Here is a 15193-nt window from a genome sequence, read left to right as displayed (position 1 = left end):
GCCGGGGGCCGGGCGGACCACCCGTGGTGGTCCGCCCGGCCCCCGGCCCCGCGCCGAGCCGAGCCGGCTCAGCAGCCGCCGGCGACGGCCGGGATGATGGAGACCCCGGCGCCGTCCGGCGTGGCGGTGCCCAGCCCGTCGGCGAACCGCACGTCGTCGTCGTTGACGTAGACGTTCACGAAGCGGCGCAGCTTCCCGGCGTCGTCCAGCAGGCGGGCCCGGATGCCGGTGTGGTTGGCCTCCAGGTCCTCGACGACCTCGGCGAGGGTCGCGCCCTCGGCCGTGACCTCGGCGGCGCCGCCGGTGTAGGTGCGCAGGATGGTCGGGATGCGGACGTTGACGCTCATGCGAGGCCGGCCTCTCGGAAGGAAGCAAGGGTGGGTCGGATGGTCGCGGTCGGGCCGCTGCCGGCGACCGCGTCGAGGGTCTTGAGGCCGTCGCCGGTGTTGAGCACCACGGTCTCGGCGGCGGGGTCGAGGACGCCCTGCTCCAGCAGCTTGCGCAGCACGCCGACGGTGACGCCGCCGGCGGTCTCGGCGAAGACGCCCTCGGTGCGGGCGAGCAGGCGGATGGCGTCGACCACCTCGGCGTCGGAGACGTCCTCGACGGCTCCGCCGGTGCGGCGGGCGATGTCCAGCACGTAGGGGCCGTCCGCGGGGTTGCCGATCGCCAGCGACTTGGCGATGGTGTCGGGCCGCACGGGGCGGACCACGTCGTGCCCGGCCTTGTACGCGGCGGCGACGGGCGAGCAGCCGGTGGCCTGGGCGGCGAAGATCCGGTACGGCCGGTCCTCGACGAGGCCGAGGGCGATCAGCTCCCTCAGCCCCTTGTCGATCTTGGTGAGCTGGGAGCCGGACGCCACCGGGACGACGAGCTGGTCCGGGATCCGCCAGCCGAGCTGCTCGCAGATCTCGTACGCCAGGGTCTTGGAGCCCTCGGCGTAGTACGGGCGCAGGTTGACGTTGACGAAGCCCCAGCCCTCGCCGGCCGGGTCGCCGATCAGCTCCGAGCAGAAGCGGTTGACGTCGTCGTACGAGCCCTCGATGGCCACCAGCTCGCCGCCGTAGACGGCGGCCATCACGACCTTGCCCGCCTCCAGGTCGTGCGGGATGAAGACGCAGGACCGCAGGCCCGCCCGGGCCGCGGCGGCGCCCACCGCGCCGGCGAGGTTGCCGGTGGAGGAGCAGGAGAGGGTGGTGAAGCCGAAGGTGCGGGCCGCCTCGACGGCGATCGCGACCACCCGGTCCTTGAAGGAGTGGGTGGGGTTGCCGGAGTCGTCCTTGACGTGGAGGCCGCCGGTGATCCCCAGCTCGGCGGCCAGGTTGTCGGCCCGGACGAGCCGGGTCCAGCCCGGGTGCAGGCCCGGGTGGGAGGCGGCGTCGGCGGGGACGGGCAGCAGCGGGGCGTAGCGCCAGATGCTGGTGGGGCCGGACTCGATCCGCCGGCGCAGCTCCTCGGGGTCGCCGCCGGGCAGGTCGTAGGCGACCTCCAGCGGCCCAAAACACTCGGTGCAGGCGAAGCTGGGGCCGAGCGGCGCGCGGGCGCCGCACTCGCGGCAGGACAGCGCGACGGCGGGGCCGAGGTCGACGGCGGGGCCGGGACCGGCGGTGGGGGCGGGTGCCGCGGATGCGGCGGTCTGCACAGCCATGGTGGCGAGGCCTCTCTCCTCATCTTCCCCGCGGCGCGTCTCGCCGCGGGACGGAATTGGCACCCTGTCCACCGGGGCCCCGCGCATGGTGCGAAGCCGGTGGAGGGTTGCCGGGACTTCACCGGGCCGTTCCCTCAGTCCCTCTGGATGAGCTGTGTGGCACCCGTGGCGGGCGCGTTTGTCCGCGGCCGACCCCGGCGTGCGAGGGTCGTACCGCTTGTTCAAGACTGTAACGGACGGTCCCGCCGTGGACAGGGGGCGTCCGCCACGCGAGACGGACCGCCGGGTCGTCACCGGACCGGAGCGACGAGAGGGACACGAGTGCTCGACGAGGTGGAGGACTGGCTTCGCCGCCGGTCCTGGTCCGCCGCCGACCGGCCGCTGGGCACGCTGCTGGCGGCCAAGGAGGCAGCCGGCCCCGCGGGCACCGTCAGCGTGGTCCTCCCCGCGCTGGACGAGGAGTCGACGGTCGGGGAGATCGTCTCGGTGATCCGCCGGGAGCTGGTGGAGCGGGCGCCGCTGGTGGACGAGCTGGTGGTGCTGGACTCCGGCTCCACCGACCGCACCGCGGCGGTCGCGGAGGCGGCCGGCGCCCGGGTGGTGCACCGCGACACGGTGCTGCCGCGGGTCCCGGCGGTGCCCGGCAAGGGCGAGGTGCTGTGGCGGTCGCTGCTGGCGACCTCCGGCGAGATCGTCTGCTTCGTCGACGCCGACCTGCGGGAGTTCTCCGCCGACCTCGTCTCCGGCACGGTCGGCCCGCTGCTGACCGACCCCGGGATCCAGCTGGTGAAGGCCATGTACGACCGGCCGCTGGAGGCCGGCGGCGCGGTGGTGCCGGCCGGCGGCGGCCGGGTGACCGAGCTGGTGGCGCGGCCGCTGCTCAACCTGCACTGGCCGCAGCTGGCCGGCTTCGTCCAGCCGCTCGGCGGCGAGTACGCGGCCCGCCGGTCGCTGCTGGAGCGGCTGCACTTCCCCACCGGGTACGGCGTGGAGCTGGGCCTGCTGGTGGACGCGCTGGACGAGGCGGGCCTGGACGCGCTCGCCCAGGTCGACGTCGGCGTGCGCCACCACCGCCACCAGGACGGCCAGGCCCTGGGCCGGATGGCGGCCACCATCTACCGCACCGCGCTGGAGCGGCTGGTGCGCACGGGCCGGCTCAAGGGGGACGAGGAGGGGCTGGTGCGGCCGCTGCTCACCCAGTTCTCCCGCGCGGCCGACGGGGCGCCGGAGGGGGGCGGGGGCGGCGGCTTCGTCCCCCACACGCACCCCGTCCCGGTGCTGGAGCGGCCGCCGATGGCCGGTGTCCCGGAGTACCGGGCCCGGCGCGCGGCGTAGCGACGGGTTTGCAGGTCACCCCGCACGGCAAGGTACGGGGCATGGCCGAGACCGCAGCACGTCCCGATCTCCCCGCCCCCGCCCGCGGCGGCGCGCCCGTCCTGGTGGCCTCGAACAGAGGGCCGGTGTCCTTCACCGTCGGGGACGACGGGGGGCTGTCGCTGAAGCGGGGCGGCGGGGGGCTCGTCTCCGGGCTGTCCGCGATCGGGGACACGGACGCCGTCTGGGTCTGCGCGGCCCTCACCGAGGGCGACCGCACCGCGGCCCGCCAGGCCCCGTCGGGCCGCCTGGACCGGGCCGGGCACGACACCGGCGGCCAGTCCGTCCGCATGCTGGACATCGACCCCGGCACCTTCGCCCGCGCCTACAACGGCATCGCCAACTCCACGCTCTGGTTCGTCCACCACCTGCTGTACAACACCCCCGTCGCGCCCGACTTCGACGAGCGGTTCCGCAAGGAGTGGGCGTCGTACGAGACGTACAACGCCGCCTTCGCCGACGCCCTCGCCGAGGAGGCCGCCGAGGGGGCGGCGGTCCTGGTGCAGGACTACCACCTCACGCTGGTGCCCGGCCTGCTCCGCGAGCGCCGCCCGGACCTGCGGATCGGGCACTTCTCGCACACGCCGTGGGCGCCGCCGGACTACTACCGGATGCTGCCCGACGACGTGGCGCGCGAGGTGCTCGCCGGCATCCTGGGCGCCGACCGGGCGGCCTTCCTCACCCGGCGCTGGGCGGACGCCTTCGCCGACTGCTGCGAGGACGTCCTGGGGGCCCGGGTGGAGCGGCCCGCCGACGGCGGCGACCTGCGGATCGTCCACGGGGGCCGGACCACCCGCATCGGCGTGCACGGACTGGGCGCCGACGCGGACTTCCTGCGGGAGCGGGCGCACCGGCCCGACGTCGACTCCCGGCTGGCGACGCTGCGCGAGGCCGTGGGCGACCGCAGGGTGGTGGTCCGGGTGGACCGCACCGAGCTGTCGAAGAACATCGTGCGCGGCCTGCTCGCCTACCGGCACCTGCTGCGCACCCGCCCCGAGTGGCACGACCGGGTGGTGCACGTCGCGTTCGCCTACCCCTCGCGGCACGACCTGCCGGAGTACCGCGAGTACACGGCTGCCGTGCAGCGGATCGCGCGGGAGGTCAACGACGAGTTCGGCACCGAGGGCTGGCAGCCGCTGATCCTGCACGTCGAGGACGACTTCCCGCGGTCGCTGGCCGCCTACCGGCTGGCCGACGTGGCGCTGGTCAACCCGATCCGGGACGGCATGAACCTCGTCGCCAAGGAGATCCCGGTGGTCTCCGACCAGGGCTGCGCCCTGGTGCTCTCCCGGGAGGCGGGCGCCCACGCCGAGCTGGGCGAGGACGCGGTCACCGTCAACCCCTACGACGTGGTCGCCACGGCGGAGGCGCTGCACCGGGCGCTGTCCATGCCCGCCTCCGAGCGGACCGACCGCAGCAAGCGGCTCGCCGCCGCGGCGACGGCGCTGCCGCCCCAGCAGTGGTTCCTGGATCAGCTGGCGGCGCTGAGCAGCTGAGCAGCTGAGCCGCGCCGGACGGCCGGCGTGCCCCGGGCACGCCGGCCGTCGGCCGTGCGGACTACGCGCGGGGCGCCCCCAGCACGTCCGCGAGGGCGTCGAGCAGGGCGACCACGCCCGCCGGGCCGGGGACGACCAGGTCGGCGCGGTCCTGGAGCTCCCGGACGGGCGCCTCGCCGTCGGCGGTGGCGCTGCAGACCAGCAGTCCGGGGACGCCCTCGCCGCGCAGCTGCTCGACGGCGGCGTAGGCCGCCAGGTCGCCCAGGTCGTCGCCCGCGTAGAGCACCGACCGGGCCTTGCGCTCGTGCAGGAAGTCGCCGAGCGCCACGCCCTTGTCGACCCCGGGCGGGCGCAGCTCCAGCACCATGCGGCCGGGCTCGCCCACCAGGCCGTGCTCCCCGGCCAGGCGCAGCAGGGGTTCGCGCAGCTGCGCCAGGGCGGTGTCGGGGTCCTCGGTGCGGCGGGTGTGGACGGCGACCGCGCGGCCCTTGTCCTCCACCCAGGTGCCCTCCCAGGCGCCGATCCGGTCGAGGAACCCGGGCAGCTCGGCGCGGACGGCGGCGACGCCCGGGTGGACGCCGGGGGCCCGGACCTCGCCGGTGACGGCGTCCCACCGCTCGGCCCCGTAGTGGCCGAGGACGACCAGGTGCTCCAGGCCGGGCACGCCGGCGAAGCCCCCGTACCGCACGGCGACGCCGGCCGGGCGGCCGGTGACGACGGCGACGGCGCCCACCAGCGGGGCCAGCCGGGCCAGCGCGGGCACGGCGCCGGGGTGGGCGCGCGCGCTGTCGGGGTCGGGGACGATGGGGGCCAGGGTGCCGTCGAAGTCGAGGGCGACGACGGCGTGCGACGGGTCCGCGGCCAGCGCGGCGAGACCCTCCGCCCCTGCGGCGGTGGTCGGCTCGGGGATGCCCATGTCGGCGACACTACCCACGCGGGGGGCGGTCAAGCCCGGGCGCGGCGGATGCCGGGCGTGCCGCCCGGGCCCGGGGCGGCACGTCCGCCGCAGCGGACCGGCCGCCGCCGCGACCCCTGGGGCCGTGGCGGCCGGGCGGCCGCTCAGCGGTGGCCGCGGCGCGACTCGCGGATCCGGCGGAGGCGGTTGACGAGCACCGGCGCGTGGGCGAGCGCCTCGGGGCGGTCCAGCAGGCCGCCCAGCAGCTGGTAGTAGCGGGCCGGGGAGATGCCGAGCTCCTCCCGGATGGCCTGCTCCTTGGCGCCCGGCGTGCGCCACTGGCGCGCCTCGAGGGCGAGGACCGCGCGGTCGCGGTCACTGAGGGGCGAGGCGTCCATCAGGGCCTCCTCCCGGTCCGACGGCACGAACTGCGGTACGACCTGTCATTCTGCCCGCCGCCTCTGACGCACTCTGCTCCTGCCCGGGGCGTCCGGCGGCGGCTGGCCTCCCTCCCCATGAGCATCGCACCCGCGCCGAGTTTCGCCGTGCACGTCCCCGACCTGGAGCTGGAGCCCGAGCCCCTGGACCCGGGGCAGGTCGTCTCCGGCAGCCCCGAGGTGTCCGGACGGGTGCTGGGGGAGTCGCCGGACGGGAGGGTGGTCCGGGGCGTGTGGCAGATCACGCCGGGCGTGGTGACGGACACCGAGGCGGACGAGCTGTTCGTGGTGCTGGAGGGACGCGCCACGGTGGAGGTGGAGGGCGGCCCGGTGCTGGAGCTGGGGCCCGGCGACGCGGCGGTGCTGCGGGCCGGGGACCGCACGGTGTGGACCGTCCACGAGACGCTGCGGAAGGTGTACCAGGTCACCCTGCCCTGACCGGCGGGGCGGCCCCGCCCGGGCCACGGGGGCACGGGGGCCCGGACGGACGAGGGCCGGGAGGGCCCGCGACGCCCCGCGACGGCCCGCGACGGCCCGGGGGCGGCACACCGTGCGTGTGCCGCCCCCGGGCCGTTCCCGTGCGGTCCGGGCCAGATGCCGGTCCGCACACCCGTCCGGGCGGGGTGCGGCCGGCCGGGCGTGGACCAGACCAATCACCGAACTGGACTAGACCTCTGCCCGGCAACCGGGACAGACTGTCCCCGTGACCCACGTCCTCGCACTCGATGTGGGCGGCACCGGCATGAAGGCGGCCCTGGTCGCCGCCGACGGCACGCCGCTCCACCAGGCCCGCCGCCCCACCGGCCGGGAGCACGGGCCCGACGCCGTGGTCGCCGCCGTCCTCGACTTCGCCGCCGACCTCGCCGAGGAGGCCCGCACCCGCCACGGCGGCCCGCCCGCCGCGGCCGGCGTCGCGGTCCCCGGCACGCTGGACGAGCGGAGCGGCACCGCCGTCTTCTCCGCCAACCTCGGCTGGCGCGACGTCCCGCTGCGCCGCCTGCTCTCCGAACGGCTCGGCGGCGTGCCGGTCGCCCTCGGCCACGACGTCCGCTCCGGCGGCCTCGCCGAGGGCCGGATCGGGGCCGGCCGCGGCGTCGACCGCTTCCTCTTCGTCGCGCTGGGCACCGGCATCGCCGGGGCCATCGGCATCGGCGGCCGCATCGAGGCGGGGGCCCACGGGTACGGGGGCGAGGTCGGGCACGTGGTGGTGCGCCCCGGCGGACCGCCGTGCGGCTGCGGCGCGCGCGGCTGCCTGGAGACCCTGGCGTCGGCCTCCGCCATCGGCCGGGCCTGGGCGGCCGCGAGCGGCGACCCGGCGGCCGACGCCGCCGCCTGCGCCCGCGCCGTCGAGGCCGGCGACCCGGCGGCGGCGGAGGTCTGGCGGACCGCCGTCGACGCCCTCGCCGACGGCCTCGTCCTCTGCCAGAGCCTGCTCGACCCGTCCACGGTGATCGTCGGCGGCGGGCTGGCCGGGGCCGGGGAGACGCTGCTGGGGCCGCTGCGCGCCGCCGTGGCGGAACGGCTCACGTTCCAGGTGCCGCCGGTGATCGTGGCGGCGGCGCTCGGGGACGGCGCCGCGTGCCTGGGCGCGGGCCTGCTCGCCCGCGACCTGCTCGACCACGGCCTGCTCGACAGCGGCCTGCCCGCCGACGGACCGGCCGCCGGGGGCCCGCCCGCGCAGGGACCGCCCCCGCGGGACCTGCCCGCCCCCGACCCGTCCGCGCCCGACCCGTCCGCGCCCGACCCGCACGGCCGCGACCCGCTCACCCCGGAGGTGACCGCGTGACCGCCCCCATCCGCCCCGGCGCCGACCGCACCGTGCTGGCCGGCGCCCGGCTGGTCCTCCCGTCCGGCGTCGTCGAGGACGGGGTGCTGGCCGTCGAGGGCGGCCGCATCACCGCCTCCGGCCCGGCCGGCCCCGACCCCCTGCCGGGCGCGCTGGACCTGGCCGGCCGCACGGTGGTCCCCGGCTTCGTGGACCTGCACGTCCACGGCGGCGGCGGCGCCTCCTACGCCTCCGGGAACGCCGAGGAGGCGCTGCGCGCCGCCCGCACCCACCTGGAGCACGGCACCACCACGACCATGGCGAGCACCGTCACCGGGGGGCTCGACGAGCTCTGCCGCCAGGCGGCGGTCCTCTCCGAGCTGGTCGAGGACGGCGTCCTGGCGGGCGTCCACTTCGAGGGGCCGTTCATCGCCCGCGGCCGGTGCGGCGCCCACCGGCCGGACCTGCTGCGCGACCCGGACCCGGCGGTGGTCCGCCGCCTGGTGGAGGCCGCCCGGGGCGCCGCCCGCATGGTCACCCTCGCACCGGAGCTGCCCGGCGGCCTGGAGTCGGTGCGGCTCCTCGCCGACCTCGGCGTGGTCGCCGCCGTCGGCCACACCGACGCCGACCACGCCACCACCCTGCGGGCGGTCGACGCGGGCGCCACCGTCGCCACGCACCTCTTCAACGCGATGCCCGCGATCCACCACCGCGAGCCGGGCCCGGTGGTGGCGCTGCTGGAGGACGAGCGGGTGACGGTGGAGCTGGTGAACGACGGCGTCCACCTGCACCCCGCCGTCCTGCGGCTCGCCGCCGATGCGGCGGGCGCCTCACGGGTCGCCCTCGTCACCGACGCCATGGGTGCGGCGGGCATGGGCGACGGGCGCTACCCGCTGGGGCCGCTGGAGGTCGAGGTGTCGGGCGGGGTGGCCCGCCTCGTCGAGGGCGGCGCCATCGCGGGGTCGACCCTCACCCTGGACACCGCCTTCCGACGGGCCGTCACCGTCGCCGGGTTCTCCCTCACCGACGCGGTGCGGATGCTGTCGGCCAACCCGGCCGCCCTGCTGGGCCTCTCCGCCGACGTCGGCTCGCTGGAGGCCGGCCGGTACGCGGACCTGGTGGTCCTGGACTCCGCGTCCTACGACCTGGTCGCGGTGATGCGCCGCGGCCGCTGGGTCACCGGCGCCGACCGCCTCGCCCCGGTCCGCGCGGCCTGACGCACCGGCGCCCCCGGACCGTGCGGTCCGGGGGCGCCCTGTGACGTCGCGTCAGCCCGGGAACTTCTGGACGGACCGGGGGGTGAGCGCCACACGGTCCACCAGGATCCCGGCGCAGGCCGGGTTGTCGCAGGTGATGACCACGGTGTTCGCCCCCGGCTGGAGGTCCGGGTAGACGTAGGACGAGACCCAGGAGTGGGCCGCGTCCTTCTGGTGGGCGTAGTTCCTGAGGCCGATGCCGCCGGTGTGCGGCCTGCCGTTCACGGTCACGGCGGCCTGGGCGTCGCCGGCCGCGTTGCTGTAGTGCACCCAGAGGGACTGCGGGCCGTCCGCGGGCGCCTGGAGGGTCCAGGTGAGGGTGGTCCCCTGCTGGAGCACCACGTACTTCCTGTCGGAGGACTTCGCCCCCTTGACGTCGGACGCCTGCCCGCCGTTCTGCACCTGGAGCGCGGAGGCGTCCACCACCGGGTCGGTGGAGGCGGCCGGCGACGCCGGCCCGCTCGGCGAGGCCGGGGCGGAGGACGCGGTGGACGGGGAGACCTGGGTCGCGGGGCCCGCCTTGGCGTCCTTGTCGTCGCCGCCCATGAAGGCGACGGTCACGCCGACCGCGACGGCGGCCGCCACCGCGACCGCGCCGAGGAGCACCGCCCGGCTGCGCCCGCCCGCACCGCCCCGCGCCGCCGCACGGCCGCCGTGGCCGTCGCCGCCCGGCTGCGGCCGGGAGTGCTGGGCGTAGGGGGTGTGCTGGGGGGGCACGGTCTGGCCGTAGGCGGGCTGCTGCGGCGGCCGCTGGCCGTACTGGGTACGGCCCACCTGGGTCGGGTGGGCGTAGGACGTGCGGGGGACGCCTGGCTGCTGGACGGCGGTCGCCGCGTTGGCGGCCACGCCCTCCTGGCCCGCACCGCCGCCGCCCGCCGGGCGGTAGAGGTAGGCGAACGGGTCGTCGTCCTCGGGCACTCCATTGCTGCCGGCCGTCATGCGGTCGTCAACTCCCCACTGCGGTAGGCCTGGCCACCATGAGGACGCGCGCCGGGGCCGCACGGTTCACCCGGAAGCGGGGACGTGTGCGGCCGGAGGGCGGACGGTCGAGGCGGCAGGTCTGAGCACATGATCGATTCGTGTCCGCGGCGCACGGCCGCGAGTCGAGACATAGGACACCCGTACCCGTGGCACCTTACCCCGGACGGGTGACGAGCACGAACGGTGCCGTGGTGCCCGTCCGGCGCCGGGACGGCGGCCGGGTGCACCGCCGCCCGGGGCCGCGCGCAGGGCGCGCGCGGGGCGCGCGCGGCCCTCCGCCGCGCCCTGGGGCGGGGCCCACGGCGGACGCGCCGGCCCCGGGCGGCCCGGGGAGGACCGGCGGCCCCGGGGCCCGGTGGCGGACCGTCAGCCCGCGCGCCGGTGGGAGCGCGGGCCGCCGCCGTGCTGCGGTCCGCGGGCGCCCCGCGAGGAGCCGCCGCGGGAGCGCTTCTCCACGTACATCAGCTCGTCGGCGGTGTGCAGGACCTCCTCGATGGACATCCCGCAGCCCGCCCAGCCGATGCCGAGGCTCACGCCGACCCGCATGGCCCGCCCGTCGATCCGCATCGGCGGGATGACGGCCGTGCGCAGCCGGCCGGCGAGGTCCTTCGCCTCGTCGCGCCCGATGTTGTCGGCGAGCACCACGAACTCGTCGCCGCCGAGCCGGGCCACCGTGTCGCCCTCCCGGACCACGTGCTGCAGCCTCCGGGCGACCTCCACCAGCACCGCGTCGCCGGCGTTGTGGCCGAAGCGGTCGTTGATGGACTTGAAGCCGTCCAGGTCGCAGAAGATGACCGCCAGGCCCTTGGCGGGGGCGCCGGGCTGCGGCGCGTCCGGGGCGGCGGCGTCCGGGACGACCGCGTGGACGTGGTCGTAGCCGTAGGGGGAGCCCAGGACCTGCGGGCCGTAGCCGTCGGGCACGCCGTAGCCGTGCACGGCCAGGTCGGCGCCGAGGGCGGCCTCCAGGTCGGGCCCCGGCGCCAGGCCGAGGGCGGCGCCCAGGCTGTCGCCGAGGGGGACGTTCGCACCGCCGAGGGCGGCCGTCCCGTACGCCGCCGCGCCGCCGGGGCCCTGCGGGAGGGTGCAGAGCCGGAGGCTGAGGCGGGTGCGCAGCTCGGCGCCGTTGGGCAGGCCGGTGAGGGCGTCGTGGCTGGCCCGGTGGGCGAGCTGGAGCTCGTGGCGCTTGCGGTCCTCGATGTCCTCGACGTGGGTGAGCAGGAAGCGGGGCCCCTCGGAGGCGTCGGCGACGACGGAGTTGCGCAGGCAGACCCAGAGGTAGCTGCCGTCGCGCCGGGAGAGCCGCAGCTCGGCGCGGCCGCCCTCGGCGCTGGTCCGGTCCAGCAGGGCGCGGTCCTCGGGGTGGACGAGGTCGGCGAAGCTCTGCCGCCGCAGGACGGCGCGCGGGCGGCCGAGGAGGCGGCACAGGGCGTCGTTGACGCGGGAGAGCTTGCCGCGCTGCATGCCGTGGAGCTCGGTGATGGCCATGCCGCTGGGGGCGTACTCGAAGGCCTGGCGGAAGCTCTCCTCGCTGGCCCGCAGGGCCTGCTGCTCCTTCTCCAGGCGGGCGAGCGCCCGCTGCATCTCCGCGCGTAGACGAGCGTTGCCGATGGCGATGGACGCCTGGAGGGAGAACATCTCCAGGGCCTCGCGGGTCCACGCGCCCGGCCGCTTGCCGTTGCGCGGCCGGTCCACCGAGAGCACGCCGAGCAGTTCCCCGCCCGGGCTGTACATGGGGGCGAGCAGCACGTCGGCGGGGTGCCAGTCGGTCTCGTCGCGCGGCATCGGGCCGTCGCCGGTCCAGCTGGGGATGTCGGGGGCGATGGCCCAGCCGCGGTCGTACGGGACGAAGCGGAGCGTGCCCCAGTGCTCGCCGACGTTGAGCAGCCGCTCCCAGGACTCGCGGGAGCCGACCTGGCCGAGGAGCACCCCGGGACCGCCGCACCCGGTCTCCTGCAGCTCCCACACCGCCGCGATGACGAGGTCGCCGTCGGGGCGCACCAGACTGACGGCCGCCGCGTCGAACCCCATGCCGCTGACCGCGCCCTCGACGACGGCCTGCAGGGTCCCGGCCAGGCTCCGGGCAGCGTTGAGGTCCGCCACGACCCTGTGCAAGGTGCGAAGGGTCGCCAAGCGGACATAAGGCTCCGACTCGGCTTCCATGCGGGGTCTCCCCGAGTCCTCGACTGCTAGCGCGTTGGTTGCTTCTTGAATGGTTATCGTCCAATTGCCAGAAGAACTGAATCACAGGGAGCACATCGACCGGCACGCTCGGTCAGCGATAGGCGGTCACTTGTGACCCAAATCACATCACCGGCGGGCATCCGCAACGTCCCGCCCCGGCAGGGCGCCCCCGGAACCCCGATGCCGCACCCCCCCTCCACCGGCGCCCGGCTCCAGGAACTGAACGCGCGGGCCGCCCCGCGGGCCGCCCGCGTTCACCCCCGGAAGCGAGGAACGGACTCTCGGACCCGTACCCTCCCCGGTTTCCCCGAGTCTCCCCCGGCCCTTCACGGGATCTTCCCGGCCCCCTCCGACACCCTCCTCCGGCGCCCGGCTCCGGCGGTCCCGTCCGGCGGCCCCGCACCCCGGGCCGGGGTCCTACGACCGGGGCCCGATGCGGCAGGCGAGCGCCGCCGACTACCGTGCCAGAGGTGTACAACGCCCCGCAGAGCACCCAGGACGCCACCGCCGCCGACCCCGCGGCCCCCCAGGCCCGCCATCCTGGAGGGGTGACGCAGCAGCCGGGAGACCCCCGACCCCGCACCGGCGCGCGGGAGGCCACGCCCGACGAGTTCCGGGCCGCGCTCTCCCGGCTGGCGGCCGGCGTGGTGCTGCTGACCGCCCACGACCCCGAGGACGGCCCCCGCGGGGAGGACGTGGGCATGACCGCCACCGCGTTCCTGTCCGTCTCCCTGGAGCCGCCGCTGGTGCTGGTGTCGGTCCGCGAGGACTCCCGGATGGACGAACTGCTCTCCCGGGTCGACCGCTGGGCCGTGTCGGTGCTGGACGACGGGCACCGGAAGGTCGCCTCCCGGTTCGCCATGAAGGGCCGGATCAGCGACCGGCTGCTGTTCGCCGACACCGGCCACCGGCGCGGCGAGGCCAGCGGCGCACCCCTGGTCGACGGGGCGCTCGCCACGGTCGAGTGCGCCACCGAGCAGCGGGTGGCCGCCGGCGACCACACCCTGCTGATCGGGCGCGTGCTGACCGCGCAGGTCCCCGCGCCGGACGCCCGGCCGCTGCTGTACTTCCGCGGCGACTACCGCACCCTGGGCTGACCCGGGGCCCCCGGGGCTCCGGCCACGGCCCGTCTACTCGCTCCAGCCGCCGCGGCCGCGCTTGACCTCCGAGCGGCGGCGCTTGTTCTCCAGCCTGCGCTCCACCATGCCCCGGCTGGGCCGGGTGGCCCGCCGCGCCTTCGGCGGCGGCGCGGTCGCCTCCGCGAGCAGCGCCCCCAGCCGGGCGGCGGCCGCCTCGCGGTTGCGCCACTGCGAGCGGTGCTCGGAGGCCCGCACGACGACGTACCGGCCCTCCACCAGCCGTCCGGCCAGCCGCTCCAGGGCGCGCTCCTTGAGCACCGGCGGCAGGGCGGCCGAGGCGGCGAGGTCCCAGCGCAGCTCCACCTGGCTGTCGGAGGTGTTGACGTGCTGCCCGCCGGGACCGGACGAGCGTGAGAAGCGCCACTGGAGCTCGGCGTCGGGGACGACCACCGAACCCCGCACGCGGATGGGCTCAGGCATGCCCCCCATGATCCCGCGCCGGCCGCGCCCGGTCACGCGGTTATCGCGCGGCGGCCGCCCGGTGCACGCGGCTCCCCGGTCCACTCGGCGCCCGGACGGTCGGGCGTGCGGATGTGTGGGCATGCGGGCGTTCGGGCGTGCGGCCGACCGCCGGAGCGGCCGGGCAGCCGGGCGGCTGGGCGCCCCGCCCGTCCACCCGTGCCACGGCCCGTGCCGCCGCCCGCGAGAATGGACGGGTGATCGACCTCGGCTACTCGCTGTCCCCCCGCTTCCCCGACCCGCCCCAGACCGACTACCGCAGCGCCGACGTCCGCACGCTGCGGCGCGACCTGTTCTGCGGCGACGTCCACCTGGAGGCCGACGGCCTGGACCTCTCCACCGCCTGGGGCTGGGTCCCGGTGCTCGACTTCGCCTGGGCTCTCTGCGACATCGCCGACCTGCTCGACCGGGACCCCGCGGGCAGCCGCAGCGCCACCGTCCGCACCGCGGAGCTGGACTTCACCGAGTCCGCCGAGCTGCTGCGCTTCGCCCGCCGCTTCGGCTGGGTCGAGATCCGGGCGGACTGGGTGGACGGCCCTCCCGCCGCCGTGCGCCACGCGGACCTGCGCCGGGAGGCGCGCGACTTCCTCCAGGACGTGCTGGCCGACCTGGTCGACATGCACCCCGGCCTCGCGGACAACCCCGCCGTGTGGTCCCTCCAGTCCCGCTTCCCCCGGGTCTGAGAGGGCACCCAGGAACCGGTCCCGCCCCCCGCCGCGTTACACCCCTCGACACCGCACGACCGCAGTAGCGTGTCCGGCGGCAGCGCCGCACACGCCACGGCCCGGACGCCGCGCGACCGGGGAACGACGAGGAAGGGACACCACCCACCATGCCTGTGAGCCTGTCCAAGGGCGGCAACGTCTCGCTGACCAAGGAGGCCCCGGGTCTGACCGCGGTCACCGTCGGCCTGGGCTGGGACGTCCGCACCACCACCGGGACCGACTTCGACCTCGACGCCAGCGCCATCGTGCTCAACGGCTCCGGCAAGGTCGTCTCCGACGGCCACTTCGTCTTCTTCAACAACCGCCAGACGCCGGACGGCACCGTCGTCCACACCGGCGACAACCGCACCGGCGAGGGCGCGGGCGACGACGAGCAGATCAACGTCAACCTGTCCGCGCTGCCGCCCGAGGTCGAGCGGATCACCTTCCCCGTCTCCATCTACGACGCGGTCAACCGCGGGCAGAGCTTCGGCCAGGTCCGCAACGCCTACATCCGCGTGCTGAACGCCGCGGGCGGCGCCGAGATCGCCCGCTACGACCTCTCCGAGGACGCCGCCACCGAGACCGCCATGATCTTCGGCGAGCTCTACCGCAACGGCGCCGAGTGGAAGTTCCGCGCCATCGGCCAGGGCTACGCCTCCGGCCTGAGCGGCATCGCCCAGGACTTCGGCGTCAACGTCTGATCCGGGATCCGGGCGGGCCCACGCCCGCCCGTCCGCCGGTGGGAGGCCGCGTGCGGCCTCCCACCGGCGGACGCCCGGCGGTACGGCCGGCGTCCTCGTTCCCGGAACGCCCCGGCCCGCTGCGCCCCGGGCCGTCGCACCCCGGGCAGCCGTG

14 protein-coding genes, 1 pseudogene and 1 riboswitch are annotated in these 15193 nt (G+C 76.6%); of the genes and pseudogenes, 8 read left to right on the top strand and 7 right to left on the bottom strand.

Going from position 1 to position 15193, the window contains the following annotated elements; translation table 11 throughout:
- Positions 1-68: 68 nt before the first annotated feature.
- Together LO771_RS25855 and thrC are read right to left on the bottom strand one after the other, a co-directional pair.
- Positions 69-347: a MoaD/ThiS family protein gene (locus LO771_RS25855; RefSeq protein ID WP_230746987.1), complete on the bottom strand. Its 279-nt coding sequence runs from the start codon at positions 345-347 to the stop codon at positions 69-71.
- Positions 344-1648: a threonine synthase gene (thrC, locus tag LO771_RS25850; protein WP_230746985.1), complete on the bottom strand. Its 1305-nt coding sequence runs from the start codon at positions 1646-1648 to the stop codon at positions 344-346. Before thrC ends, LO771_RS25855 begins: the two co-directional genes overlap by 4 nt.
- Before the next feature lie 16 nt (positions 1649-1664).
- A riboswitch (SAM riboswitch) is annotated at positions 1665-1802 on the bottom strand.
- Positions 1803-1969: 167 nt separating this feature from the next.
- On the opposite strand from thrC, the gene LO771_RS25845 reads away from it, so the two are divergent.
- Together LO771_RS25845 and LO771_RS25840 are read left to right on the top strand one after the other, a co-directional pair.
- Positions 1970-2983: a glucosyl-3-phosphoglycerate synthase gene (locus tag LO771_RS25845; protein ID WP_230746984.1), complete on the top strand. Its 1014-nt coding sequence runs from the start codon at positions 1970-1972 to the stop codon at positions 2981-2983.
- A gap of 41 nt (positions 2984-3024) precedes the next feature.
- Positions 3025-4518 (top strand): trehalose-6-phosphate synthase, encoded by a 1494-nt coding sequence (locus LO771_RS25840; protein ID WP_230746983.1) that lies wholly within the window; start codon positions 3025-3027, stop codon positions 4516-4518.
- Positions 4519-4579: 61 nt separating this feature from the next.
- Here the strand turns inward: LO771_RS25840 and otsB are convergent, their stop codons facing one another.
- Together otsB and LO771_RS25830 are read right to left on the bottom strand one after the other, a co-directional pair.
- On the bottom strand, positions 4580-5434 hold the full coding sequence (otsB, locus tag LO771_RS25835) for a trehalose-phosphatase (RefSeq protein WP_230746982.1): 855 nt from the start codon (positions 5432-5434) through the stop codon (positions 4580-4582).
- Between the two features lie 143 nt (positions 5435-5577).
- On the bottom strand, positions 5578-5811 hold the full coding sequence (locus LO771_RS25830; protein WP_230746981.1) for a DUF3263 domain-containing protein: 234 nt from the start codon (positions 5809-5811) through the stop codon (positions 5578-5580).
- A 117-nt stretch (positions 5812-5928) separates the two neighbouring features.
- On the opposite strand from LO771_RS25830, the gene LO771_RS25825 reads away from it, so the two are divergent.
- The 3 genes and pseudogenes from LO771_RS25825 to nagA all read left to right on the top strand — a co-directional run bounded on the left by LO771_RS25825 (position 5929) and on the right by nagA (position 8832).
- Positions 5929-6288: a cupin domain-containing protein gene (locus LO771_RS25825; protein WP_230746980.1), complete on the top strand. Its 360-nt coding sequence runs from the start codon at positions 5929-5931 to the stop codon at positions 6286-6288.
- Positions 6289-6553: 265 nt separating this feature from the next.
- A pseudogene (locus LO771_RS25820) lies at positions 6554-7465 on the top strand (ROK family protein); the annotation flags it as partial.
- A gap of 167 nt (positions 7466-7632) precedes the next feature.
- Entirely contained in the window at positions 7633-8832 is a 1200-nt protein-coding gene (gene nagA, locus LO771_RS25815) for an N-acetylglucosamine-6-phosphate deacetylase (RefSeq protein ID WP_230746978.1), read from the top strand.
- Between the two features lie 51 nt (positions 8833-8883).
- Here the strand turns inward: nagA and LO771_RS25810 are convergent, their stop codons facing one another.
- Positions 8884-9810, bottom strand: coding sequence for a carbohydrate-binding protein (locus LO771_RS25810; RefSeq protein WP_230746977.1), 927 nt, complete (start codon positions 9808-9810; stop codon positions 8884-8886).
- 408 nt (positions 9811-10218) lie between these two features.
- Complete coding sequence (locus LO771_RS25805; protein ID WP_230746976.1) at positions 10219-12012, bottom strand: diguanylate cyclase domain-containing protein; 1794 nt, start codon at positions 12010-12012, stop codon at positions 10219-10221.
- Between the two features lie 569 nt (positions 12013-12581).
- On the opposite strand from LO771_RS25805, the gene LO771_RS25800 reads away from it, so the two are divergent.
- Positions 12582-13130: a flavin reductase family protein gene (locus LO771_RS25800; protein WP_230747032.1), complete on the top strand. Its 549-nt coding sequence runs from the start codon at positions 12582-12584 to the stop codon at positions 13128-13130.
- Positions 13131-13163: 33 nt separating this feature from the next.
- Here the strand turns inward: LO771_RS25800 and arfB are convergent, their stop codons facing one another.
- Positions 13164-13601, bottom strand: coding sequence for an alternative ribosome rescue aminoacyl-tRNA hydrolase ArfB (gene arfB / locus LO771_RS25795; protein ID WP_374228247.1), 438 nt, complete (start codon positions 13599-13601; stop codon positions 13164-13166).
- A 227-nt stretch (positions 13602-13828) separates the two neighbouring features.
- On the opposite strand from arfB, the gene LO771_RS25790 reads away from it, so the two are divergent.
- Together LO771_RS25790 and LO771_RS25785 are read left to right on the top strand one after the other, a co-directional pair.
- Positions 13829-14314: a hypothetical protein gene (locus tag LO771_RS25790; RefSeq protein WP_230746973.1), complete on the top strand. Its 486-nt coding sequence runs from the start codon at positions 13829-13831 to the stop codon at positions 14312-14314.
- Between the two features lie 149 nt (positions 14315-14463).
- Positions 14464-15039, top strand: coding sequence for a TerD family protein (locus tag LO771_RS25785; protein ID WP_230746972.1), 576 nt, complete (start codon positions 14464-14466; stop codon positions 15037-15039).
- Positions 15040-15193: the final 154 nt, after the last annotated feature.

The organism is Streptacidiphilus sp. ASG 303 (assembly GCF_020991365.1).
In the GTDB taxonomy this organism is placed as follows: Bacteria; Actinomycetota; Actinomycetes; order Streptomycetales; family Streptomycetaceae; genus Peterkaempfera.
Note: the sequence above shows the minus strand (reverse complement) of the source record. Positions and strands in the feature narration are given on the sequence as shown.

Bases quoted from the DNA above. Each gene is read 5' to 3' on its own strand.
- LO771_RS25855 (WP_230746987.1), bottom strand. From the start codon at position 347: ATGAGCGTCAACGTCCGCATCCCGACCATCCTGCGCACCTACACCGGC.
- LO771_RS25810 (WP_230746977.1), bottom strand. From the start codon at position 9,810: ATGACGGCCGGCAGCAATGGAGTGCCCGAGGACGACGACCCGTTCGCC.
- LO771_RS25805 (WP_230746976.1), bottom strand. From the start codon at position 12,012: ATGGAAGCCGAGTCGGAGCCTTATGTCCGCTTGGCGACCCTTCGCACC.
- thrC (WP_230746985.1), bottom strand. From the start codon at position 1,648: ATGGCTGTGCAGACCGCCGCATCCGCGGCACCCGCCCCCACCGCCGGT.
- otsB (WP_230746982.1), bottom strand. From the start codon at position 5,434: ATGGGCATCCCCGAGCCGACCACCGCCGCAGGGGCGGAGGGTCTCGCC.
- LO771_RS25825 (WP_230746980.1), top strand. From the start codon at position 5,929: ATGAGCATCGCACCCGCGCCGAGTTTCGCCGTGCACGTCCCCGACCTG.
- LO771_RS25840 (WP_230746983.1), top strand. From the start codon at position 3,025: ATGGCCGAGACCGCAGCACGTCCCGATCTCCCCGCCCCCGCCCGCGGC.
- LO771_RS25785 (WP_230746972.1), top strand. From the start codon at position 14,464: ATGCCTGTGAGCCTGTCCAAGGGCGGCAACGTCTCGCTGACCAAGGAG.
- arfB (WP_374228247.1), bottom strand. From the start codon at position 13,601: ATGGGGGGCATGCCTGAGCCCATCCGCGTGCGGGGTTCGGTGGTCGTC.
- LO771_RS25830 (WP_230746981.1), bottom strand. From the start codon at position 5,811: ATGGACGCCTCGCCCCTCAGTGACCGCGACCGCGCGGTCCTCGCCCTC.